25 protein-coding genes and 1 pseudogene are annotated in these 22,240 nt (G+C 49.5%); 22 read left to right on the top strand and 4 right to left on the bottom strand.

Annotation, left to right across the window (positions count from 1 at the left end):
- Positions 1 to 35: 35 nt before the first annotated feature.
- Positions 36 to 1,829, top strand: coding sequence for a copper amine oxidase N-terminal domain-containing protein (locus tag GNP95_RS02235; RefSeq protein WP_155609271.1), 1,794 nt, complete (start codon positions 36 to 38; stop codon positions 1,827 to 1,829).
- Between the two features lie 148 nt (positions 1,830 to 1,977).
- Here GNP95_RS02235 and GNP95_RS02230 read toward each other — a convergent pair whose 3' ends face one another.
- Positions 1,978 to 2,574, bottom strand: a complete 597-nt coding sequence (locus GNP95_RS02230; protein ID WP_155609270.1) for a BUD32 family EKC/KEOPS complex subunit — start codon at positions 2,572 to 2,574, stop codon at positions 1,978 to 1,980.
- Positions 2,571 to 3,359, bottom strand: a complete 789-nt coding sequence (locus GNP95_RS02225) for a HipA family kinase (protein ID WP_155609269.1) — start codon at positions 3,357 to 3,359, stop codon at positions 2,571 to 2,573. The genes GNP95_RS02230 and GNP95_RS02225 overlap by 4 nt, the downstream gene beginning before the upstream one ends.
- 288 nt (positions 3,360 to 3,647) lie before the next feature.
- On the opposite strand from GNP95_RS02225, the gene GNP95_RS02220 reads away from it, so the two are divergent.
- From GNP95_RS02220 to GNP95_RS02205, 4 genes and pseudogenes are all read left to right on the top strand, one after another.
- Complete coding sequence (locus GNP95_RS02220; RefSeq protein ID WP_330163233.1) at positions 3,648 to 4,829, top strand: MFS transporter; 1,182 nt, start codon at positions 3,648 to 3,650, stop codon at positions 4,827 to 4,829.
- Between the two features lie 182 nt (positions 4,830 to 5,011).
- The gene (locus GNP95_RS02215) at positions 5,012 to 5,725 is read left to right on the top strand and encodes a PadR family transcriptional regulator (protein WP_155609268.1); all 714 of its coding nucleotides are present in this window, start codon (positions 5,012 to 5,014) and stop codon (positions 5,723 to 5,725) included.
- Positions 5,726 to 5,884: 159 nt separating this feature from the next.
- Positions 5,885 to 6,101 (top strand): annotated as a pseudogene (locus GNP95_RS02210) (ABC transporter ATP-binding protein); the annotation flags it as partial.
- Between the two features lie 66 nt (positions 6,102 to 6,167).
- Positions 6,168 to 6,494, top strand: a complete 327-nt coding sequence (locus GNP95_RS02205) for an antibiotic biosynthesis monooxygenase (RefSeq protein WP_155609267.1) — start codon at positions 6,168 to 6,170, stop codon at positions 6,492 to 6,494.
- Positions 6,495 to 6,782: 288 nt separating this feature from the next.
- On the opposite strand, the gene GNP95_RS02200 is transcribed toward GNP95_RS02205, so the two are convergent.
- Positions 6,783 to 7,616 carry a CAP domain-containing protein gene (locus GNP95_RS02200; protein WP_155609266.1) on the bottom strand — a complete coding sequence of 278 codons (834 nt, stop codon included), beginning with the start codon at positions 7,614 to 7,616 and terminating at the stop codon, positions 6,783 to 6,785.
- A 617-nt stretch (positions 7,617 to 8,233) separates the two neighbouring features.
- Between GNP95_RS02200 and GNP95_RS02195 the strand changes: the two genes are divergently transcribed.
- From GNP95_RS02195 to GNP95_RS02115, 17 genes are all read left to right on the top strand, one after another.
- Positions 8,234 to 9,310, top strand: coding sequence for an amidohydrolase/deacetylase family metallohydrolase (locus GNP95_RS02195; protein ID WP_413773726.1), 1,077 nt, complete (start codon positions 8,234 to 8,236; stop codon positions 9,308 to 9,310).
- On the top strand, positions 9,276 to 10,379 hold the full coding sequence (locus GNP95_RS02190) for a DgaE family pyridoxal phosphate-dependent ammonia lyase (protein ID WP_330163232.1): 1,104 nt from the start codon (positions 9,276 to 9,278) through the stop codon (positions 10,377 to 10,379). Before GNP95_RS02195 ends, GNP95_RS02190 begins: the two co-directional genes overlap by 35 nt.
- Before the next feature lies 1 nt (position 10,380).
- Positions 10,381 to 11,136, top strand: coding sequence for a 2-dehydro-3-deoxy-phosphogluconate aldolase (dagF, locus tag GNP95_RS02185; protein WP_155609264.1), 756 nt, complete (start codon positions 10,381 to 10,383; stop codon positions 11,134 to 11,136).
- Complete coding sequence (locus GNP95_RS02180) at positions 11,129 to 12,145, top strand: sugar kinase (RefSeq protein ID WP_155609263.1); 1,017 nt, start codon at positions 11,129 to 11,131, stop codon at positions 12,143 to 12,145. Before dagF ends, GNP95_RS02180 begins: the two co-directional genes overlap by 8 nt.
- 9 nt (positions 12,146 to 12,154) lie before the next feature.
- The gene (locus GNP95_RS02175) at positions 12,155 to 12,871 is read left to right on the top strand and encodes a GntR family transcriptional regulator (protein ID WP_330163231.1); all 717 of its coding nucleotides are present in this window, start codon (positions 12,155 to 12,157) and stop codon (positions 12,869 to 12,871) included.
- A gap of 95 nt (positions 12,872 to 12,966) precedes the next feature.
- The gene (locus GNP95_RS02170; protein ID WP_155609261.1) at positions 12,967 to 13,206 is read left to right on the top strand and encodes a hypothetical protein; all 240 of its coding nucleotides are present in this window, start codon (positions 12,967 to 12,969) and stop codon (positions 13,204 to 13,206) included.
- A 226-nt stretch (positions 13,207 to 13,432) separates the two neighbouring features.
- A complete protein-coding gene (locus tag GNP95_RS02165) occupies positions 13,433 to 14,839 on the top strand; it encodes a right-handed parallel beta-helix repeat-containing protein (RefSeq protein ID WP_155609260.1) in 1,407 nt (468 codons plus the stop codon).
- The gene (locus GNP95_RS02160) at positions 14,836 to 15,426 is read left to right on the top strand and encodes a nitrous oxide reductase accessory protein NosL (RefSeq protein WP_155609259.1); all 591 of its coding nucleotides are present in this window, start codon (positions 14,836 to 14,838) and stop codon (positions 15,424 to 15,426) included. Before GNP95_RS02165 ends, GNP95_RS02160 begins: the two co-directional genes overlap by 4 nt.
- 17 nt (positions 15,427 to 15,443) lie before the next feature.
- Positions 15,444 to 16,265 (top strand): ABC transporter permease, encoded by an 822-nt coding sequence (locus GNP95_RS02155; protein WP_155609258.1) that lies wholly within the window; start codon positions 15,444 to 15,446, stop codon positions 16,263 to 16,265.
- Entirely contained in the window at positions 16,258 to 16,998 is a 741-nt protein-coding gene (locus tag GNP95_RS02150) for an ABC transporter ATP-binding protein (RefSeq protein WP_330163230.1), read from the top strand. The genes GNP95_RS02155 and GNP95_RS02150 overlap by 8 nt, the downstream gene beginning before the upstream one ends.
- Positions 16,995 to 17,552 carry a TlpA family protein disulfide reductase gene (locus GNP95_RS02145; protein WP_155609256.1) on the top strand — a complete coding sequence of 186 codons (558 nt, stop codon included), beginning with the start codon at positions 16,995 to 16,997 and terminating at the stop codon, positions 17,550 to 17,552. Before GNP95_RS02150 ends, GNP95_RS02145 begins: the two co-directional genes overlap by 4 nt.
- 17 nt (positions 17,553 to 17,569) lie before the next feature.
- Positions 17,570 to 18,403 carry a sensor histidine kinase gene (locus GNP95_RS02140; RefSeq protein WP_330163229.1) on the top strand — a complete coding sequence of 278 codons (834 nt, stop codon included), beginning with the start codon at positions 17,570 to 17,572 and terminating at the stop codon, positions 18,401 to 18,403.
- Between the two features lie 133 nt (positions 18,404 to 18,536).
- A complete protein-coding gene (locus tag GNP95_RS02135) occupies positions 18,537 to 18,698 on the top strand; it encodes a hypothetical protein (protein ID WP_155609255.1) in 162 nt (53 codons plus the stop codon).
- Positions 18,699 to 18,978: 280 nt separating this feature from the next.
- Complete coding sequence (locus GNP95_RS02130; RefSeq protein WP_155609254.1) at positions 18,979 to 19,275, top strand: hypothetical protein; 297 nt, start codon at positions 18,979 to 18,981, stop codon at positions 19,273 to 19,275.
- Between the two features lie 30 nt (positions 19,276 to 19,305).
- Complete coding sequence (locus GNP95_RS02125; RefSeq protein ID WP_155609253.1) at positions 19,306 to 19,767, top strand: FixH family protein; 462 nt, start codon at positions 19,306 to 19,308, stop codon at positions 19,765 to 19,767.
- Between the two features lie 23 nt (positions 19,768 to 19,790).
- Positions 19,791 to 20,165, top strand: coding sequence for a c-type cytochrome (locus tag GNP95_RS02120; RefSeq protein ID WP_230873632.1), 375 nt, complete (start codon positions 19,791 to 19,793; stop codon positions 20,163 to 20,165).
- Positions 20,162 to 20,758, top strand: coding sequence for an SCO family protein (locus GNP95_RS02115; RefSeq protein WP_155609252.1), 597 nt, complete (start codon positions 20,162 to 20,164; stop codon positions 20,756 to 20,758). The genes GNP95_RS02120 and GNP95_RS02115 overlap by 4 nt, the downstream gene beginning before the upstream one ends.
- Here the strand turns inward: GNP95_RS02115 and GNP95_RS02110 are convergent.
- Entirely contained in the window at positions 20,747 to 22,237 is a 1,491-nt protein-coding gene (locus GNP95_RS02110; RefSeq protein ID WP_155609251.1) for an oligosaccharide flippase family protein, read from the bottom strand. The genes GNP95_RS02115 and GNP95_RS02110 overlap by 12 nt on opposite strands.
- Between the last annotated feature and the right edge of the window lie 3 nt (positions 22,238 to 22,240).

The following is a 22,240-nucleotide window of genomic DNA, read 5'->3' as shown; positions in this document are numbered from 1 at the left end:
TGATTGATTGAACATTGAAAAGGAGTTTTAGGATTATGATGAAGATTAAGAAAGTAATTCTAGCTGTATGCATTGCCGCCTCGCAAGCGGCAATTGTTATGCCTGCGTATGCGGAGTCCGCGAATGAGGTGCAGGACAAGCAAGTGCAGCTGGATGGATTCACAAATCGACTGGTCCTATATCTAAATAGCCGCAAAATGGAGCAAAACGGCTTAGAATATACTGCCATTCGCGAAGCAACAGTGAAGCAAGGCATAACTTACGTCAGTTTGCGTTCGATAACGGATCGCTTGGGCTACAAAGTTGAGTATGACGCAAATACGAATGAAGCGCTGGTTAGCGGCGGCGAAGTATTTGGAGCAAGATTCAAAGCAAATCGAAATACGTATATTCTAAACGGCGCATCATATCCGATGAATGGCACGCCATATATGGATGATGGGGTTCTCATGCTTCCGCTGCGATCCTTATCCGCTGCTTACGGCCTCAAAATTACATTGGAGGGAAGCCAAGCCGTCCTGGAGTTCCCCGCCGGTACTACAACTGATCCGGAACCTGAGCCACAGCGCAATGAACCTCCGGTTGCCTTATTTGCAACGGATAAACATAAATATCGCATAGGGGAATTCATTCGCTATGACGATCAGAGCACAGATGATGAGGATGCTATCGTGGAGCGTAAATGGGACAATAATGAGCCTGCCTTCTTCCAGCCTGGCATTGTCGAGGTGACTCTGCAAGTGACCGACAAGCATGGCTTGTCCTCTACCTACAAGCAGCAGATTGAGATTACTTCAGAGCTGCTCTATACGAAAGAAGAGTTTGATCGTTTATTCACGCCTGTGGGCAGTAATTTTGAAATTGCGGGAGGCTCCGTGCTGTCCTTTGATGCCTTACCCTATACCTATCGGACAGAGCCGTATACCTTATTTCGGGCTAGCGGCCCCGAGACTGTAAATTATGAGGGCATCCTATATCAAGACACGATCGAAGGGACTACGCTATTTATGATTCACCATAAAAACGACCTGGGTGAAAAGGCGAAATTTTATGTCGTTGCCGAGAACCAAGGCGAAGCTCCTGCGAGTGTCAAAATAGGCGGTCTGGGCTTCGCCGGCCCAAGCATTCATCCCGAAGTGGCGGGAAGGTTGGCTGCGGCAAGATATTTCGAATCGATGATTAGCGGCAGTGCCGGCAGGAGCATGACATTGGTGCCGGGAGAGAAGAAATTGATATTTACCGAACTCAGCGCAGCCGCCGTGCCAAACGGCGATGTCGTTACCCTGAATGGCGATCTTGTGAGCGATGGCCCTATTCAATATACCGTGCTGATCGTCAAGGCAAACCACGATCCCTTGGAGATGATTGCTGCGCTGCCTTACCTTGATCCGAAGGAATCGATCATTCGAGGTACTTTCCAGGATTCGGCCCGCGTATTTGAGTATAACGGGCTGGTAGGTACGAAGCCGGAGCGGCTGCCGCTAACCGACAATACCACCGATCCTTTTCAAAAAGGCATCGATGGTATCAAGCTCACCGAAGCCACGAACTCCGGCAATTACGGAGTCCTCTATTATATCGTTCTCAATCGTGTCGCGCCTAATACGCTGATCACCTTCAACCCGCGCGGCGGTCTTTATTCCGGTGCGGCGAGAGTGAATAACGATGTCATTCATATTAAGCATATTGGATCTACCAAGGACAGCACCAGTGTCCTCTATCGAACGGGTGACCAAGAAGAAAAAGTAGAGCTGTGGATTACCCCGGCCGCAGGCAGCAACTTGCCGTTTACGTTTCTGTTCTTGCCGCTGCCTGAGGCGAGGAATTGATAGAGTAGGATGGATTTCTGAAGAACAACGAACCTTCGTAAATTTGCGGAGAGCTGCTTTGTTTTTTTGAAGCGGGTATTGAAAATGTAAAGAGATTTTAGTTCATGTTCGAATGAGCTAAAATCTCTTATTTTAACCAATAACCATCTTATGGGATGATTTGCGCATGACTCCATTCGGAATAAAGCTCTGGATGATGGTGACTAACGTACGCGAGGAAAGGCTGCAGGCGGCCGATGTTGAGTAGGCTTTTCAGCATACGTTGAGGATACGGTTGCACTGTTCGATATGAATTCACATGATCGATGACCTTTAGTATATTTTCAGGAGTCACATAGACGTGCCGCAATGCGGTATCGACACGAGTGAACCCTACCCGTTTCATCTCCTTGATTACCAATACTAACTGTTCGGCGATAAAGTCTGGAAAGTCAACTCTGCTGGAGAGAAATGCTTTTAACCCAGGCCCGCTGATATATTCCATCACGATGTAATTCCTGCCGACCTCATAGACCAGCGGAATAAAAGAAGCGGAAGCAGCCGCAAGAAGAGCCTTGGCTTCGGTCTCCGCATCTGATTCATTCACAAAAATTTTAACGCATTGGTGGGCAGAAATTCGAAATACTGCTCCTTGAGCACCTGCACCAATATAAGGAAACTCAGTCGGGTTATGATAGCCAATTTGATATGGGACACCTGGCATATGAGTACCTGGAAAAACAGTAATCCTATCATAGTTATTCATATTGTCCCCCCATGATATTTGTAATGTTTATACCAGATAGGGAAATTATATATTATGGATCGAATTAAGGAATTCATAGCATTTCGCCGCTGCTCCATATAATTTACCAAGGTAATTACATCCTGTTCGGATACGCCCCACTCCACTGGGATATTGCTGGCCGCATGAAACAAATCGTTCCTTGTTAAGGAATGCAGCTTGGCTAGCGATTCGCGAAAAGGGTGGGTACCATCAATAAAAGGGACGAAGCGTTGATAAAGCGTTCCCCAAAAAGCCTTGTAATTGTTCATTTTATTTAGTAGAGTTTCAGCGCTCCAATGGGGTCCGTTAAACACATTGGCCTGATCGATCATCCATAACTTCGGCTCAGGCCCTCCTGCGATGATTAAATTTTGCTTATCCTGCGTCCAAATATGCCGATCATTATTATCCCAGTAATCAAACAAAATCATATCAGCGGCCTGACTGATATTTGTGCATCTAGCAAGGTCAAGGTCGCTCGGATGGAGTATGCCATGGGGGATGAACAGGCTACCGAAATGCGGACCTGATTGTGAGGAAGGACAGCCAGTTACTCCTTCAGGTATGAAAATGACCTTGCCGTCAGGAATAGGGAGGTTCATCCTTTTTGCTAATTGACTGCAGATTAATTCGTTGACTAGAACCCTGACTCCCTGAGGATTGGATAACAATTTAATCACATAATAGTTTCCGTCACTGCAAAGCACTAGGTGGGGCATGCTCCAGCCTGGTAATGGTTGAATATACCGGGTGACTTGTAGCATAATTATCACCCCTCTCTTTTATTACATTTAGCTTATTCTGAAATACGATAAAAGATTGTTCCAATGAACTAGTAGGTTCGTTGATTTTAAGATTTTTTGAGGAGTGCATCGGGTTAATTTCATGAGTCACTCGCAATTCAAGCGGAATCAGCTCCAAACGAGGATGAACGAGATGAAATGACGCTGGACCGTCTCGATATCAAAATTGTAAGATACGGGTAGACCGTATTTAAAAAGTAGAATGCTGAGAGTACCGGCTGAATAGTTTTTACTAGGGAGGGATGAAGCGTGGAGCGCCTTTGGACAAAGTCGTTTATTCTTATGACGGCAGGAACGCTGCTGCTGTTCACTGGATTTTATTTGCTGCTTCCAACACTGCCGCTGTTCATCAAAAAATTGGGCGGCAATGAAGCGCAGGTTGGCATGGTGACAGGGGCGTTTATGTTGTCTGCCGTCATTTTCCGCCCGGTTGTCGGCGTGCTGCTTGATCGGTTCGGCAGGCGTCCTTTTATCGTTTGGGGATTGATTCTCTTTGCCTTGGCGATATATATGTACGACTGGGCCGGCGGCATTGCCGTTTTGATATGGATCCGCATCGCGCATGGGATGAGTTGGGCCGTGTCTACAACGGCCCTCTTTACGGCTGCTACGGATATGATTCCCTCTACACGCCGCGGGGAAGGCATGGGATGGTTTGGAACGGCTACGACCCTGGCAATGGCGGTCGGTCCAATTTTCGGCATCTGGATTATACAACATCTCTCATACAGCGCTTTGTTTCTATCCGCCGCGGTTTTCTCCGTCGTAGCGCTGCTCCTTACATTTGGCGCGAAAATCCCGTATCAGCCGCTTAAGAGAACTGCAAGGATCGAGCTTTTCGAGAAATCCGTTTTCCCTGTCACGGCTGCCGTCTTTTTCCTGACGATTGCTTATGGGGGCATCACGACCTTTGTTCCGCTGCTTGCCAGCTCAGTCAACGTTAACTCTGGCACATTCTTTCTGGTGTATGCGGCAACGCTGTTTTTATTTCGTCCTATCGCGGGAAAACTATCGGACCGATATGGCGAAGCGTTTGTCATTATCCCGTCTCTTATAATTACGATGCTGGCATTGATCGTCCTCAGCTTCTCAACCGGGCTATTCGGCATGCTTGCCTCCGCTGTTCTGTACGGTATCGGTTTTGGCTCTGCGCAGCCCACACTTCAAGCCGCAACGATTCGTCTGGCCCATCCCGAACGGAGAGGGGGGGCCAATGCGTCGTTATTGACGGCTACTGACCTGGGCATCGGGCTGGGCGCAATCGTGCTAGGCTGGGTCTCCCAGCATACCAGCTACCAGGTATTGTTTACGGTTAGCGCGGCTTCGGTCGCATTCTCTCTGCTGCTGTTCATTTTCTTTGTAAAACATTTGTTGAAAAATAAGGGGCTGCATTCGCAGAAAGACACCGCTCTTCCGTCTGAACCGAATTGACCCAGCGTTGTTGTACGTGTACCGCTGCATGCGTGCAAGCTCAGTCAACTGGAGGCTTTGGATCGCCAAAGCCTCCGGTTCTTTTGCTTTCCAGAACATGTCATTATTTTTCGAAAAACTATTGACCAATACGATATATCGCTATAATATAACGATATATCGTATTGAGGGGTGAATATTGGATGAGGATTCACGAGTACGGTGCTTGGCGGGCTAAACAGCCCGAGCGTAGAGGACATTCCAAGGAAGGGGTTTACCAGGATATATTTGTAAGGCATCGCCACGGTGGCGGACGAGGAGGCTTTGGTGGGCGGGGAGAAGGCAAACGTTTTTTTGAGCGGGGGAAGTTCAAGTTTGCTCTCCTTGAGCTGCTGGCGTTGGAACCGATGCACGGATACCAGTTGATTAAGACGATGGAAGAGAAAACGGGCGGCCTGTATTCGCCAAGCCCGGGCTCCGTATATCCGAATTTGCAGTGGCTTGAAGATATGCAGCTTATAGGCTCGACCGAAAAGGACGGCAAGAAACTGTACCATATCACGGATGAAGGACTAGCCTATCTTCGCGAACAAAGAGAGGGACAGGCGGAACGGCCGGAGAACCCTTGGGAGCATGCTGGATGGCATCGGCCCCATGGCGGAGGGCATGGCAAGCATCTACTGCGCGGTCTGATGAAGGACTGGTCCGAGGTTGTTCATTTGATGGCCAGGGCGTCGGAAGCAGCAAAGGTGGATCCCGGCTCCAAGCAAGCGCAGGAGTTTCAAGAAATCATGTCCAAGCTGAGGGTCAGCTTGTCAGAAAACCTGGCGGCTTTTCAGGGCGCTAACAAGGGCGGAAATGTGCCGCCTCCACCCCCAAATGGCCCGTTTACGGCCGATGACCGGGACGGTGAATAAGCCTGATCCTGTGTCCAGACAAACTAAAGAAGAGCAGTTGGCTCTGGAAATACAGGGCGTGATATTCATTGAGTGCTAACAGCGTATTGAGGCCGTTTTTTAAGCAATCCTGGTGCATTTATCTTGCATCGTTTACGCATGCGGTCGCTAGTACCGTTCTTCGCCCGTTTCCGTCCGCAAATTTTGATTCTGGACGAGGCGACCGCCAACCTGGACTCCCAGACCGAGCTGCTTATCCAGCAGGCGCTGCAAGTCGTATCCGAGGGATGGACGACGCTTGTTATTGCACATCGCTGACCGGATTATCGTCATGCGTCATGGTATGATCGTCGAGGAAGGGACGCATACTGAACTGCTCTCGGCCCGGGGTTATTAGGAAGAGTTGTATTGTCATTCGCAAGGCCTTCATTTTTTAAAATAGAATCATAAAGGAGGAAATGTCATGTTAATTCAAACAAGAACGATCGTTGTGCAAAAAGATAAGGTGGATCTCGTCATTGAACGGTTTACCAAAGATAGCCCGGTAGATACGATGGAGGGCTTTATCGACAAAACCGTTATGGTTAACCGAAAGAAACAAGAACACGAAGAGGTCGTTATTATGATCCGCTGGAGATCGGTTGAGGACTGGAAAAACTGGGAGAAAAGCGATGTTCACATTCAAGGGCATCGGCAGAATAAAGGGAAACCGGCGCCGGACTACATTATAAGCACGACCGTCAATATGTATGAAGTGAAAGCCGTGAAGGAAGGCTTGAAACAAGAATAGGCTGATTCGGTAAAAAAGGCATTCATATCTCTTGATCTACAGGGATTTGAATGCCTGGTTTGCTGTTTTCACCTTTAATGGTCATATTTTGAATGATAAATTTCCGTTTACGCTGGGGATACTGAGGGATGAGCCATTTCCAGTCTCCCGTTATGGAACATACATATTTACTATCGCGTTTCTAATGAGCGCTCGTTATTCAAGAAGATTCATTGTGTCGGTAACAAGAAAAAACCTTGATGCCTAGTCTGGCACCAAGGTTTAGGGATGAATACAAGTAAATATCTCTTATTTTCCGATGAACTCTTGAACCCAGTAGCCGTTGTCATAAGCTACGCCGATGGCCGTAAAGTTAGGGTTCATAATATTTTGGCGATGGCCTTCGCTGTTCATCCAGGCATTCATGACTTCAGCAGGCGTGCGCTGGCCTTTGGCGATATTTTCACCGGCATAACTATAGGAAACTCCAAACTGCTTCATCATATCGAACGGAGAACCATAGGTTGGCGACTGGTGGTCAAAATATCCATTTTGGCGCATATCGGCTGCTTTTGCGGCAGCTACTTTAGTCAAATCGGCTTGCGTCGTCAGCGGCTTTAGGCCTGCTTTGGCGCGTTCCTGGTTAACCAGATCAACGACTTGTGCGGCAAAAGAAGAGGCGTCTGATTGACCAGCGTTCGCATTGTTGTCCTTGCTAGGCGCTGTTGGCGCCGTAGGTTTAGTTGTCGTTCCATTGCCGGCATTAGCATCAGAACCGGTTGAAGGCTTCTGGCTAGGCGCCGTCGGTTTTGTGCTTGGTGCTGTTGGTTTTTGAACAGGCGCGGATGGCGTGGCCGGTTTCTGATCAGGTACAGACGGTGTTGGTATAGCTGGTGTTTCCTTCTGCGGCTGCTCTGTTCCTACAGTCGGCCAATTAGGAATCACCCATTTCAGATCGTCCAAAGAGCCATTCCAGTTCCATTTTGACAAGATTTGTTGAATTTGTTGATATTGTTGATTGCAATCTACGCTAGGAGTTGAAGCGGCTTCTGCCTTTGCTCCTTGCGGCAGAACAAGTCCTGCAGCGAGTACGGCCGTGGCCATGCTTGTTGTTACCAATGTTTTAAAGTGCTTATTTTTCATAACGTTATTCCTCCAAATCATTCTATTAGTCTTGAAAACATGATAGATAGACTGATCCGACAATAGTTACAATTTTGTAATTTTGTGCAACCCCATTCTAGCATGCATTCAGGCAAAAAGGGGGAGGTAAGTTATGGATAGAAGCATGAGCATATTAGTAGGTTAGCTGATGGAAGAATTGCAGATAGAGGTTGAATAGATCTGTAGACAATAGCTGACTCTAGTAGGAGCTTTGGGAAGTGTACTGTTAAGCGAACGGACCGTGGTTCCGTTATTTTCGGCAAAAGAGGCGAAATGCAGTGCCAAAGGACTCACGTTCCGCTAATTTAGCTAATTTGCTTAATTGGAGTTAGATTTTGGGTAATAGCTGCTTCTGTGTCCGTAATTTTTTGGGACATATCGTAGTTTAGCAGCAGATAATGATTTGTCGGGCCCGGTGCTGACGAATCTGTTGAAATAAACATTATAACGTTATATTTACTTTCTGGCATAAGCATGTTAACTTAAACATTATAATGTTTTAAATGGAATGGGTGATAGTTTTGAGCGATCGAATAGCTGTTCGCGGTAGAGCACAACCTTCAAGTGGCAGATTCGTGCTCCGCGAGGTAAAAAGGGTGAACGGCGAGAAAATCGACATTGTTATCGAGGATGGTAAAATCGCTGAGATTACCGCCGCCGGAAAAGGAAGCGGACAGCCGCTGAATGACGTCTCGGGCACATACGTGTCGAGCGGTTGGATCGATATGCATGTCCATGCCTTTCCCGAACTCGACCCCTATGGGGATGAAATCGATGAGATCGGCGTAAAGCAGGGAGTGACAACGATTGTCGATGCCGGCAGCTGCGGCGCGGACCGGATTGCCGACCTGATCGCCGACAGCAAGCGGGCCAAGACGAGGATGTATGCTTTTTTGAACATTTCACGGATCGGGCTGTCTAGAATTGACGAATTGTCCCGGCTGGAGTGGATCGATAAGGAGCAGGTCAAGCTGGCAATCGTGGCATACGAAGATTTCATTGTCGGACTCAAAGCGCGGATCAGCAGGAGCGTGGTCGGTGATAGCGGCCTGGAGCCGCTTCGCCTCGCCCGGGAACTATCCGGCGACACGGGCCTGCCGCTTATGGTGCATATCGGTTCAGGACCTCCGGATATTCAAGAGGTAATTCCTCTTTTGCAGCGAAAAGATATCATTACGCACTATCTTAATGGGAAGACGAACAATTTATTTGATGCGGGAGGCCATCCGCTGCAAGTATTGACCGATGCGTTAGCGAGGGGCGTTCATTTGGATGTTGGCCATGGGACGGCAAGCTTTTCCTTTCGAGTGGCTGAAGCGGCCAAGCGGTACGGTGTTGGGCTGCATACGATCAGCACTGACATTTACCGGGGCAATCGGCTGAACGGTCCGGTCTACAGCATGGCTAACGTGCTGACCAAGTTTCTCAGCTTGGGATATTCGCTGGGAGAGACGATCGATGCGGTTACAAGCCATGCTGCTGACTGGCTGGGCAAGCCGGAGCTGGGCCGGATTCAGGTAGGAGATGCCGCCAACTTGACGCTGTTTACATTAGATGACGAACGGGTGGAGCTGGTAGATTCCGAAGGAGAGCGAAGAATGGCGAACCGACTTATTAAAGCAAAAGGAGTGGTTACAGGTGGGGAATACATTAAATGTGAAGTACGGGCTTAAGCGGGTCATTAATGCCAGCGGAAGGATGAGCATCCTGGGCGTATCCGCGCCAAGCGATACGGTCATGGAGGCGATGAAGCAGGGCGGGCAAAGTTACGTCGAGATCGCCGATCTTGTCGATAAAGCAGGGGATCATATCGCCCGGATTCTCGGGTCGGAAGCGGCAGTGATCGTCAACTCGGCATCCAGCGGGATCGCTCTCTCGGTAGCGGCTATAGTGACCCAAGGCAACCGCCGGCGCAGCGAGCGTCTGCATCAGGAGATCAACCCCAAGAATGAAATCATTATTTTGAAAGGTCATAATGTGCAGTACGGAGCTCCCGTGGAGACGATGGTATATTTAGGCGGCGGCAGGCTGCTGGAGGTAGGCTACGCTAATGAAGGGCGGGCCGAGCATATCGAGGATGCGATCTCTGATAAGACCGCAGCTATTCTTTATGTCAAATCGCATCATGCCGTACAAAAAAATATGATTTCCGTGGAAGAAGCCTGGGATGTTGCTCAGCGCCGCGGAGTTCCGCTTATCGTGGATGCGGCAGCAGAGGAGGATCTTCAAAAATATGTGAAGTATTCCGACCTGGCGATTTACAGCGGCTCCAAAGCCATTGAGGGCCCAACATCAGGCATCGTCGCCGGAAAAAGAACCTTCATCGAGTGGGTCAAAGTTCAATTGCATGGGATTGGCCGCAGCATGAAAGTAGGCAAGGAGACGTCTTTCGGATTGCTGCAGGCCCTAGATGAATACATGAACAAGGAAGATAAGAGCGAGCAGGAGAAGGCGCTGCTGGAAGTATTAATGCCATTAAATGATATCGCCGGGGTTCAGGTGTCGGTTGTGCAGGATGAAGCAGGGCGGGCGATTTACCGCGGCCGTATTCAGATCGATGCTCAGCAGACAGGCATTACCGCCAAAGAAGTCGCGGAACGGCTGCAGAACGGCGAGATTGCTATATATACACGGGACTACGGTGTTCGCCAAGGGTATTTCGATATCGACCCGCGGCCGCTGCTTGGCGATGACATTACCGTTATCGAGGCTAAAATACGCGAATTAACAGGGGGGCGTTAATATGTCACAGATCGCCAAACGCTTTTATAAAGGCAGAGTCGCATTAAATGTGCTGGCCAAGGACGTGGAGAATGCCAAGGAAATATTCGAGGCTGCGGAAGGATACGTGCTGGTCGGTGTTCTATCCAAGGACTACGCAACGGTCAATGAGGCTGTAGCGGCCATGAAGCAATACGGCCGGGAAATCGATGAAGCGGTATCGATCGGACTCGGCGCTGGCGATAATCGTCAAGCGGCAGTGGTGGCGGAAATCGCCAGGCATTATCCCGGCAGTCATATCAATCAGGTATTTCCTGCCGTCGGGGCTACCCGGGCCAATCTCAGAGAGAAGGATAGCTGGATCAACAGTCTGGTATCGCCAGCGGGCCAGGCGGGATACGTGAATATTTCTACTGGGCCGATCAGTGCGGCAGGCAGCGAGCCGGCTATCGTCCCGGTTTGCTCAGCGATTTCCCTCGTCCGCGATATGGGCGGCAATGCCCTGAAATATTTCCCGATGGCGGGGCTGAGCCGTGAAGATGAATTTCGTGCCGTCGCCAGAGGCTGTGCTGCGGAAGGCTTCGCCCTCGAACCGACGGGGGGCATCGATATGGATAACTTCGAGGCTATTCTGCGGATCGCGTTGGAAGCAGGGGTTCAGCAGGTGATCCCTCACGTATATACCTCGATCATTGACCAGGCATCGGGAAAAACCAATGTCCAGGATGTACGCGATTTACTCAAGATTATGAAAAGGCTGGCTGATCAGTATGCCTAAACGGATCGCCGCCTTTGGCGAGGTCATGATGCGTCTGCAGGTGCCGGGGTATGATCTGCTGTCGCAGGGCAACACGCTGCACTATACATTTTCCGGTACCGGCGTAAATGTCGTTTCGGCGCTGGCGAGATTCGGACACGCGGGGAGCCTGATCTCCCGCTTACCTGCCAATCCGCTGGGCGATGCGGCGAGAGCCTATTTGCGCAAGCTGGGAGTTGCCACGTCTTACATTCTAGAAGGCGGAAATTATATCGGCATGTATTTCCTCGAGAATGGCTTTGGCGCCAGGCCCAGCCGCGTTACCTACAGCAATCGCTTGGACAGCAGCTTTAATACGGCCCCTGAGGATGTTTATGATTATGACAGTATTGCCCGGGGAATTGACGCAATTCACTTTTGCGGCATTACTCTCGCGATGAATGATAGCGTCAGACGGCATATGAAAGCATTGGCTTGTGCGGTGAAACAGCAGGGAGGCCTCGTTATTTTCGATTGCAATTACCGGCCGTCCCTGTGGGGCGGAGGCGGATATGCCAAAGCGAAGCCGCATTATGAGGAAATGCTGCGTTTGGCGGACATCGTAATGATGAATGAGCAAGACGTAATGAACACGCTGGGCATGGGCACGCTGCAGGAGCAGCGTGAAGATCAGCTTAAGGAGTTGATCCCGCTAGTTGCTGCGCAATATCATATCCCGGTTATCGCTGGAACTCATCGCTCCATCCATGGCGACAATTCACACTCCTTACGGGGGTTTTTGTACAAAAATCAGCGCTTCGCTTTTTCAGATATGCTGACGTTTTCCGTCTATGATAGAATAGGAGCTGGGGATGCCTTTGCGAGCGGGATTATTCATGGCGAACTGGCGGAATTCATGCCAGAGAAGACGGTCGCGTTCGCGGCGGCGGCAGGCATGCTGGCGCACACGGTATCGGGCGATACCCCTATGTCGACGGAAGAGGAAATACTGCGGGCGATGGCACGGTCCGCTGGCGATATAGAAAGGTAGTGGAGATAAGTGAGCTTGTCCAGAAAGGATAAACCGCTATATTTGCAAATCAGGGATATTTTGAAAGACCGGATCCTGCACGGCGTTTATCCCTTGGGGCAGAACATCCCCTCGGAGCCGCAATTGGAGCAGGAATTTTCCGTGAGTAAAATTACCGTCCGGGGTGCGATTCAGGAGCTTGTCCAGGAGGGCTACCTAGAAAGAGGCAGCGGAAAAGGAACCAAAGTGATTCGCAACAAAGCGGCCTCCAAACTGTCCAAATGGAAGCACTTTACCGAAATTTTGGTGGAGGAGGGGCATCGCATTCAAAAGCAGTGGCTTCGGGCCGGGACGATTCAGACAGAGGCGGATGCCGAGCTGAGCCGTTTATTCGGTGAACACTGCTTAAGGCTCGAGCGGGTGTACTTTCTTGATGACAGGCCTTATATATACTATACCCATTATTTGACCATGACTGTAGGCGAGCTGGAGCTTGCCGATTTAAATGCCCGGTCCTTGTACGAGCTGCTGGAGGAGCACAGTATTTCGTTGGACCGGCTGCGCGACGAGTTCTCGGTTGCCGTTCCGCCGCCGGAGGCGGAAGCGATTCTGCAGCTCGGGGGCAATGGAAAGCCGCTGCTCAAGAGATCCCGTTATTCTTATGACGAGCACGGCAAGATCAGAGAATACAGTATCGGATACTACAATACAGAGCTGCAAAATTATATCGTCAATTACGATGTGTAATTTGATGCGATACCAATCAGGAAGGCAGCTGTCCAATCATGATGAATGTCTCCGCATATGATGTTAGTGGATATTATTTGAAAGGAGAAGACATTATGGGATTGTATGCGCACCATCACAAGGGAGGACATTGCTGTCCTCCGGGAGAGGCGATTATCGATCCTCCGCAGTATGTAGTGAACGATTATTTCCATCCCCAAATCGTCCCGGTGATTCATCCGATTCAAATCATCAATAAACATCATTGCGTCCCGGTTCCTCATCATCAGTATACGGTTCAAACCAAGGATGTTTTTTGTCCCACAGATTATCGTGCGAAAAAGGGCAAAAGATAGCTTGATACTTCCGAAGCAGGAGCAGCTCTCAAGCAGAGCTGCTTTTTTCTGTGTCTGCTGAATATGGAGAAATATTAGATTGTCATAGAAATGACATAAAAAGAAGCTGTATTCGGCTAAAAGCGACTCTAATGGGCTATATTAGTGAGAAATGTAATAGATTATCATTTTAATCAAATAGTTTTATGCGTTATCCAAGAAAAAGGGGGCAATAGAAGTTAAGCTTATGAGGAGTAAAGGAGTTGGGCTATTTCTTGTTCTTGCGGGGCTGCTCCTGTTGAATCTAGCATTTGCCGGCACAGCTTCTCCTATAATGGCGGAGTCTTCGGCGAAGGATGAAGCCTCCGGGCAACCGCTGCCATCCCTTCAGCAACTGGTGGATGAAGCAAGGCCCGGAGATACCGTCATGCTGAACGAAGAGAAATATGCAGGCCCTGTCGTCATATCCAAGAGACTGACTATCGAAGGCGGCAAGACGGCGATCCTCTACAACAGCACTTCAGAGGCGGCGATTCGCATTGAGGCGCCCGGAGTTATCGTACGGGGAGTCAATATTCTGCAGGAGAACGCCGGCGAAGAAACTGCGGCCGTATTAGTTCATGCCGATCGGGCTGTTCTTGAGGAGCTCAGAATCAAAACCGCCGGCTTCGGCATCATGCTCCGTGACGCGAACCAAGTTCTGCTTCAGAGCAACGAAATCTCCTGGCTGCGCACAGAGAATGAAGCCGATGCGAAAATGGGCCAGAAGGGAAACGGCATCGATCTGTACAATTCGCATGACAACCGGATCGAGCAGAATACGATTGCCGGCATGAGGGACGGTATCTACCTGGAGAACAGCAATAGGCAAAAAATCGAAAACAATCGGCTGTATGGCTCGCGTTACGGCATCCATTGCATGTATGTGAAGGATACGCAGATCGTTAACAACCTGGGGGAATTCAACGTAACGGGCGCTATGATCATGGGTGTTAGAGAGGCTCGCGTAGCGGATAATTCCTTCGCGAAGCAAAGCCAGAACGTGAATTCGCAAGGCATTTTATTGTTTGATGTGCAGAACTCGGTCATTGAGCGGAATCTCGTCGAAGGCAACCGGGTCGGATTATACATCGAATTGTCCAAGGATAATCAAGTGATCGAAAATTCGATCGTCCGAAACTTCATCGGGATTCAATTCAAGCAGGCAGAGGGCAACAAAATACAGGACAACGATTTCGTGGCCAATGTCATCGAAGCGGAAGCGACCGACAGCAGAGACAATGAATTGGCAGGGAATTATTGGGATTCAGCGACCGGCCTGGATATGGATAATGACGGTATTAGTGATATCCCGTATAAAATAAATCCTTTTTATCAAGAGCTGATCGCTAAGACGCCCGCTTTTCAGCTGTTCTTCCAATCGCCGGGCATGACGTTTCTGAACGGCATGTACACCGATCACCAGGAACGCTGGACGACGGACAGTGCGCCGAAAATGAAGCTGACTTCGGCTATGCTGCCGGTGCAAGCGGAAGATATTCAGGCTGTTTCGGATCCGGTCATTTCCGATCAAACATTAATTTTGATTATCGCTTCGATGCTGCTGGCGACAGCGGTTATAACCATACTATATTCGGGGGTATCCAAATCATGAAAAAATGGTCATTAGCCATAGTAATTATGGTTGCATTTACTTTGCTTGTCGGTTGCGGCCAGAACAAATATGCCGCACAGGCAATCAATGAAGATGTCGATGTGTGCGTGGTTTGCAATATGCAAGTAAAAGACGACGCTTTTGCCACGCAAATCGTAACGAAGGACGGCAAAAGCTTGAAATTCGACGATTTGGGCTGCATGAATACTTGGAAGCAGGAGAACGGAACGGACAATATCGGCATGGACTATGTTCGCGACTATAATGACAAGGAATGGGTCGAGTTCAGCAAAGCGACCTATGTGTATGATGCCTCCATCCGCACGCCGATGGCCTATGGAATCGTCAGCTTCAAGGATAAATCCGCTGCGGAAGCCTTTATCAAAGAGCAAGGCGTGGGACAAGTTCTGAGCGCTAATGAGCTGGCAAACCATACATGGCAGCAGAGTCAAGACATGATGCATGATCATGACCACGACGAGGCACACGGGCAGGATGAAAGCCATAGCGATGAGCATACTGACGACCATAGCGCCGGGCATGGACCAGAGCACAGCGACAGCCATGACGACAGCAGTCATCAGTAGAAGACGAGGATAGAACGATGACTGATATGCTTCAAGTGGCAAAAAGAGAAATCAAAATTGGGCTCCGCAATCCGTGGGCCTATTCTTTTCTCATTTTATTTTCCGTATTCAGCGTAAGTCTATTGCTCGTCAATTCTCAGAACACTGTCAGCGGCTATTCCGCAATTACCGGCTCGATGCTCAGTCTGATTCTGTATTTGCTTCCGCTTATGACTCTGTTTCTCGGCTCCTTCTCCCTAACGGGGGAGAAGGAGGAGGGAAGCTGGCAGCTGCTGTCGACATATCCACTGGGTACCATGCCTTTCATTATCGGCAAATATGTAGGGTTGTCCGTCGTTCTGCTGACGATCGTCTCATTCGGCTATGGCTTGATGGGCATCATTTCGGTTGCAGCGGGAAAATCGTTCGAGCTTACTACCTACTTGTTGTTTCTAGCGTTCTCCTGCGGTTTGGTGCTGCTTTTCTTGGCGGTTGCCTTATTGATCGGTTCCCTATCTAAAAACCGCTGGCAGGCGTTGACCTTTTCCGTCATGATCTGGTTTTTTACCGTCATCGGCTGGACAACAATACTGATTTCCGTGCTGGGCCTGCTGCCATACCTCTGGATCAAGCCAGTGCTGATCGCCTTAACGTTTCTCAATCCTGCTGAACTGGTGCGCCTGTTTGTCGTCATCAAGCTGGGCGGCGGTTCCGTACTCGGCCCGGAGTACTATGAGTGGGTAACCTGGATTCATCAGCCCGGCGGCAGCCTCCTGTTTTTAACAGTATGTCTGGCGTGGATTGGTATCTCCATTGCGGGGATATATTGGATTTGGGAAAGGGGAAGATCTCGTGGCTGATTCATTTGTACAGGTTGTCGGCGTCGACAAAGTGATCAAGAAGCAGAAACTTGTAGAGAATATCAACCTTCGTATCGAGGCGGGCAGCATCGTTGGGCTGTGCGGCGGAAACGGCGCGGGCAAGAGTACGGTTCTGCGGATGATTGCCGGAATTATGCAGCCGTCGGCTGGTGAAATTACCGTAAATAAGCATCAGTGGAAAAAAGACAGGAAGCAATTTTCGCAGCAGATTGGCTATATGCCGGATGATTTTCAGTTTTCTCCTGGCCTGACGGCGGCGGAGGCGCTGTCCTTCTGGGCCGCCCTTCGTAAAGTTCCGGCGAGCCGGGTTGATGAAGTGCTGGAGATCGTGGGACTGCAGGACAAGCGCGGCAAGCAGGTGCATACCTTCTCCAAAGGCATGAGGCAGCGCGTCCTGTTTGCCCAGGCGATGCTGGGCAAGCCGCCGCTGCTAATTATGGATGAGCCGACGAACGGGCTTGATCCGTACTGGATGAGTGAATTCGTCCGGTTGTTGCAAATGATCCGAAGTGAAGGCCATACCGTGCTGTTTTCCACGCATCAGCTGGAAATTGCCGAGGAGGTTGCGGATTATGTGGTCTTCTTGAACAGCGGCCGAAATTACGGTGAGGGCACGGTGGAGCATTTTCGCCAGCAATACGGCGCTTACCCGCTGCATGCAGCGTTTCAACAGAGCCTGGGAATAACCTCTACGGCAGGTGAGTCGAAATGAGCATAAAGGAAAGCAAAGGATTGCGTCTAAGTTCCGTAATTACCCTATTGTTAGGTTTGTTTGCTATAGGAGCGATTATATGGATTATCGTATCGCCAACGAAGGACGACGCCAAGCCGCAGAAGGCAAGACTGGCTATCGGTGAAAGCGCCCCGGACTTTGAAGTAACGAATACGCACGGAGACAAGGTATCATTGGCTGATTATAAAGGCAAAGTGGTTGTGCTCAACTTCTGGGCCTCCTGGTGCGAGCCCTGCGTTAAAGAGATGCCGCTGATCAATGAGGTATATCAATCGAACCGCTCCGATGTGGCAACCTTATTCGTCAATGCCGGCGAATCCAAAGGCACGGTTAATGAGTTTTTGGCTGCGCACCATTTTGAGTTTCCGGTTATGATTGACGTTACGGGCAAAGTGTCCGGTTTATACGGGATCATTGGTTTGCCGGTCACCTACATTATTGACAAGAACGGTAATCTTCACCAGTCCATCGTTGGCGAAATTTCAAGTCGTGAACAACTTCAAACCTATATTCAGTCCGCAGCAAGTGATTAAAGGAGTGGGTATTTTCCGTGACTTATAAACAAATCAAATGGATGATTTTGTTCATTCCGACGATCACTGTGGGAATTTGGGAGTATGTCCGTCATCAATTTCTGCTTCCATATATCTCGATGGATTTGGGCAACTGGCTGACTCCGGTTCTGGTATACCTTGTGAGCGTGACATTTCTGAACAGGCTGTTTCATATGCTGGAGAAAATCCAACAGGAGCTTCAGGCGGAACGGGCCGTCAAGGCGGCGCTGGAAGCGAGAGAGCACCTGGCCAAGGAACTGCATGACGGCATTGCCCAGTCCGTTTTCTTGTTGTCTGTAAAGGTCGATCGCCTGGAAATTGCCTCGGAACAGGCCAAATACGACAAGGAAATCTTCCAAATCCGCAAGACGGTGCATGAGGTGAACCGGTACGTGCGCCAGGCGATTGCCAATCTTAGGTATGCGGCTACGCCGGAGACTCTGAATCTCCAAAGGGAAACTTTAAGCGAGAAGGTCAAGCAAGTTGCCGAGGAAGTGCTGGTTCCGATCGAGGTCGAGTGGAGCATTCCAGATGAGCTGCTGAGTCCCAAAGAAAAGGTAGAGCTTCTGGCCAGCATCCGAGAAGCGGTTGTGAATATCCAGAAGCACGCCCAGGCCTCAAAGGGCTGGATCAAGGGAAAACCTGCCGCCAACCGGCCCGGATGGAGCGTGGTGATCCAGGATAACGGCATAGGCTTTAAGAGAGATCCAAATCAATTTGGGGACAGCTACGGCCTGCTCATCATGCAGGAAAGAGCAAAAGAAATGAACTGGAGCTTCCGAATTTCATCAGAGAAAGGCTATACGGTCGTAGAGCTTCAGAATCCATAATCTACAGTTCATATAAATCGCTGTCTGTCCGATAATGTACATTGGTGTAGGTAAAATATCATCAAGACTGCTAAACTAGAAACATCTCCATAGATATATACTAGGAGGAAACCAATGCCCAGGGTTGGAGTATTTGCAAAATTTAAAACGGGAAAACCGGTTTAAGCAGACGGATTATTCGTCCATCGAGGCGTTTCGGGAGAGCATACTGGGAATGCTGAACAATGCTGCAGTAGGTACAGGAGATTTTTATGTTAGTAATATGCAGTATTTTGCTTCACTATTGGCTGACTAACCATTGTGGTTAAAGGAGACCATCGGGCATTTCAAATATTTAAAAGCAGCGAGGATCATACTGGCATGCCGGCTGTGATCCTTGCTTTATTTTTCAGATGCCTGCCGCTACAATGATATTTGTTACATATCGTGGGCTCGCGGTTCGTATATTCGGATAGTTCACAAATTGTTAACAAATCGAAGAGCATAAATTGCCCCAAATGATCATTTCAGCCTCATAATTATGAGATATACTGCCTGTAAGGGAGGGAATAGCCATAAAAAAGACAAGCATTGCCTTGACGCTAATTGCGCTGATCTTGTTAAGCCTGTTCTTTATCCCGATCAACGTCAAGCCATCGGGGCAGACGCGAGTGATTCTGGATCATACTCTGCATGTGTACGTATCGCCGCCTTGCTTCGACGTTGCCCAAGTGACGAATAATATAGCAGAGTCTACGCTTAACAAGGCCAGAGAGCTGCAATATGATGCGGATGCTCAATGCACGACGGATTCGCTAATGAGCAAGAAGATGAGTGTGATGGATGCTTTACTAAGCAGTCTCGGCATCATAAAAGGACCATGGAATTGGTAATAATTATGTTAAGAAGGGGTTCAGAACAATATGAAAAGATGGACGACCGGATGTCTCGTGCTTATGTTCGTTATTATCGCTGGATGCTCCTCTGCGGGCAGCCAGACAGGAATGACGGACGGGATTCCCGAAATTATTGAAGTGCAAATCCAAAGTGAGCCTGAGAAGCTGAATCCGGGGGAGCCGGCTAGAATTCAAGCCAAGGTTACTCAGGGCGGCGAAGAAGTGACCGATGCCAAATCCGTAATTTTCGAAGTGTGGCTTAGCGGAAGCGATGCTCACGAAATGCTGGAGGGCACGCACGCTGGAAATGGAGTTTACAGTATTGATAAAACTTTTGAGCAGGATGGAGTTTACAATGTCATCGCGCACGTGACGGCTCGGGATATGCATAATATGCCGCGGAAGCAGTTCATTGTCGGCGAGGTGACGGAAGATGAAATCGAACAAGCGAAGGATTCGCTCTACGATAAGAGCTCTCATATGGACTAATTATCGATAAGGAGAAAACGCGAATGAGAACGGGAAAAGGACCGTTACTGCTGCTTGTAATGGCATTTTTTTTACTGGCTGTAACCGCTTGCGGTCAATCTGCTTCGAAGGATAGCGGTTCGGCCTCCTCGCCAGCCGGAAGTAAGGCCGATGCCAAGCCGACGCTAATCTACAAGCAGAGCTGTGCCAGCTGCCACGCCGTTGACCTTAGCGGAAAAGTAGGGCCAAGCCTGCAGGAAATCGGCTCCCAACTGAGCGAGGGAGAGATTTACGAGGCGATCAGTTCGGGAAGGCCGGGGATGCCGCCTTTCGAGAAGAGGCTGAAGACTGAGGAAATCCAGGCATTGGCTGCTTGGCTCGCCACTTATACGGCTGCAGATGAAGGGGCGGACCAATGAAGCGTACGAAGCGGATCATTGATATTGGAATTATTGCCTTGCTCGTTGTTGCTGCAATCGGATTGCTTGCTTTCTCCTGGGGAGGAGGCAAGCCGAATGATTTCAGCATACCGGTGGAGGCGTTCGAGTTCACCAACCAGGACGGCGGCCAGGTAGGTCTGGACGATTTAAAGGGCAAGGTCTGGGTCGCCCATTTCATGTTTACGAATTGCTCTACTGTATGTCCGGCCCTTACTGCGAACATGGCAAAGCTGCAAAGCGAGATTAAGTCGGCCGGTCTTAAAGCGGATCTTGTATCCTTTTCCGTCGATCCCGAGAAGGACACACCGGAAGCCTTGAAGACGTACATCGGCAAGTTTACGGATGATCTGAGCAACTGGCATGCCTTGACGGGCTATTCGTTTGAGGACATTCAGGCTTTTGGCCAACAGAGCTTTAAGACCGCCATCCAGAAGGATGCCATTGGGGATCAGGTCATTCACGGCATTTCGTTTTATCTTGTGAACGCTTCGGGAACCATTGTAACGAAATACGACGGTCAGGACCCGCCTTACAGCCAAATTATTAAAGATATCAAAGCGTTATCCCGTTGATAATTTTCCTTTAAACCGAATGAATAAGAAGACGCCGGCAACCGAAAAGAACAGCACAGTATGCAGCATGAAGCCAGATAAGCTGTCAGAGCCGCTCCCCCAGTGCTTTGAGATCAATTGAACCAGGAGCATGCAACCGATTAATATCAAAGCGTCTGTGAAGAGGGCTGGGAGCAGCCGGACTATGCGGGCCAGCTTGAACTTTAAGGCGTATAAATTAAAGAGTGCGGAAATCATCTCCATGGCTAGAATGCCGATCGCTGCCCCGATATAACCCCAGCCAGGGATCGCTATAAGCACATATTGAATGACGATGGAGCAGCTTATTCCGGCAAACAAACCAAAGAAGGTTATTTTCTTGATGTCCTGCGACCATAAAATGCTCGTGGATAGTTCGCGAAAGCCGACGATGACGGGAAGAAGGGCTAAATAACGAATGGGCTCTGCCGCCTCGGAAGTATTGAAAATAAACGTCGCCAGCTCAGGAGCGTATACATATATGTATATGGCCGCGGTTAATCCCCATAGCCAGGCAGCCTCCAGGGATAAGGAGAGCAGCCTGCGGAAGTTGGTCCAGAGTTTCTGTTGGGAGTAGCTGGCCAAGCGCATGGTGACGGTATGGCTTAGAGCCTGGGTGACTAGCGTAGGCGTGTAGGCCATGATGGCAGCCATCCCGGTAATTACACCGTACATAGCGGTTGCCCGGGAGGTGTCGTAGCCGGCAACCATCAGACGGCCTGGGATCAGTATCGCGTCGATAAAATCGGAGGCTGGAATGAGAAGGCGCGTCAGCGAAATAATGAAGGAAGCTTTAAATAGCCAGACGAACGGCAGCTGGCGGACAGATACCGATGCTGCCGGGTTCTTTCGCTGATCAGTGGACACATACAACGTCAGCAGCGTGTAAGAGACGAGGACGCCGATGAATGCAGCCAGCACCCCTCCGCCAACTGCAATATGTATGCCTTGGGGCAATAGGCAGCCGACGATGATCAGCATGAAGAGAATTCGGCTTCCTTGCTCTGTCAATTCGGACAAGGCAATGATGTTAAACCGTTCCAGCCCCTGCAAATATCCTCTTAGCAAACCCAATAATGGAGCCGCGAAAATAGCCGGCGCCAGGTTCCGCAAAGCATATTGCAGATCCGGATTCCCCAGCATGCCAGAAAGCGCGGGGGAATTCCAGAAGACGATCATGCTCAAAATCCCCCCGAATAGAACAAGAAAGAGAGAAACCCACTTAAAAAAATGCCAACCGAACCATGGCTTTTTTGCGGTAATAATAGCCAGGGCAGTTGGCAATCCTCCGGAAATCATAAGCAGCAGCCCGTATAAGGAATAAGCGATTTGGTACAATCCGATACCTTCAGCACCTACGAGTCTCGTCAAGACGACACGCCCGATAAGGCCGATTAATTTTACGACGGCCATTGCCCCGGCTCTTATCGCCGATTGCTTTAACAGGCGGGATAGTTTCATAAG

The sequence above is a fragment of the Paenibacillus woosongensis genome (genome assembly GCF_009725165.1).
Lineage (GTDB): Bacteria > Bacillota > Bacilli > Paenibacillales > Paenibacillaceae > Fontibacillus > Fontibacillus woosongensis.
Note: the sequence above shows the minus strand (reverse complement) of the source record. Positions and strands in the feature narration are given on the sequence as shown.

What these genes read in the sequence shown, in the direction of transcription:
- GNP95_RS02125 (WP_155609253.1), top strand. Translation starts at nt 19,306, where the DNA reads ATGAAAAGATGGACGACCGGATGTCTCGTGCTTATGTTCGTTATTATC.
- GNP95_RS02170 (WP_155609261.1), top strand. Translation starts at nt 12,967, where the DNA reads ATGGGATTGTATGCGCACCATCACAAGGGAGGACATTGCTGTCCTCCG.
- GNP95_RS02235 (WP_155609271.1), top strand. Translation starts at nt 36, where the DNA reads ATGATGAAGATTAAGAAAGTAATTCTAGCTGTATGCATTGCCGCCTCG.
- GNP95_RS02230 (WP_155609270.1), bottom strand. Translation starts at nt 2,574, where the DNA reads ATGAATAACTATGATAGGATTACTGTTTTTCCAGGTACTCATATGCCA.
- GNP95_RS02225 (WP_155609269.1), bottom strand. Translation starts at nt 3,359, where the DNA reads ATGCTACAAGTCACCCGGTATATTCAACCATTACCAGGCTGGAGCATG.
- GNP95_RS02205 (WP_155609267.1), top strand. Translation starts at nt 6,168, where the DNA reads ATGTTAATTCAAACAAGAACGATCGTTGTGCAAAAAGATAAGGTGGAT.
- GNP95_RS02200 (WP_155609266.1), bottom strand. Translation starts at nt 7,616, where the DNA reads ATGAAAAATAAGCACTTTAAAACATTGGTAACAACAAGCATGGCCACG.
- GNP95_RS02160 (WP_155609259.1), top strand. Translation starts at nt 14,836, where the DNA reads ATGAAAAAATGGTCATTAGCCATAGTAATTATGGTTGCATTTACTTTG.
- GNP95_RS02215 (WP_155609268.1), top strand. Translation starts at nt 5,012, where the DNA reads ATGAGGATTCACGAGTACGGTGCTTGGCGGGCTAAACAGCCCGAGCGT.
- GNP95_RS02120 (WP_230873632.1), top strand. Translation starts at nt 19,791, where the DNA reads ATGAGAACGGGAAAAGGACCGTTACTGCTGCTTGTAATGGCATTTTTT.
- GNP95_RS02110 (WP_155609251.1), bottom strand. Translation starts at nt 22,237, where the DNA reads ATGAAACTATCCCGCCTGTTAAAGCAATCGGCGATAAGAGCCGGGGCA.
- GNP95_RS02115 (WP_155609252.1), top strand. Translation starts at nt 20,162, where the DNA reads ATGAAGCGTACGAAGCGGATCATTGATATTGGAATTATTGCCTTGCTC.
- GNP95_RS02180 (WP_155609263.1), top strand. Translation starts at nt 11,129, where the DNA reads ATGCCTAAACGGATCGCCGCCTTTGGCGAGGTCATGATGCGTCTGCAG.
- dagF (WP_155609264.1), top strand. Translation starts at nt 10,381, where the DNA reads ATGTCACAGATCGCCAAACGCTTTTATAAAGGCAGAGTCGCATTAAAT.
- GNP95_RS02165 (WP_155609260.1), top strand. Translation starts at nt 13,433, where the DNA reads ATGAGGAGTAAAGGAGTTGGGCTATTTCTTGTTCTTGCGGGGCTGCTC.
- GNP95_RS02145 (WP_155609256.1), top strand. Translation starts at nt 16,995, where the DNA reads ATGAGCATAAAGGAAAGCAAAGGATTGCGTCTAAGTTCCGTAATTACC.
- GNP95_RS02155 (WP_155609258.1), top strand. Translation starts at nt 15,444, where the DNA reads ATGACTGATATGCTTCAAGTGGCAAAAAGAGAAATCAAAATTGGGCTC.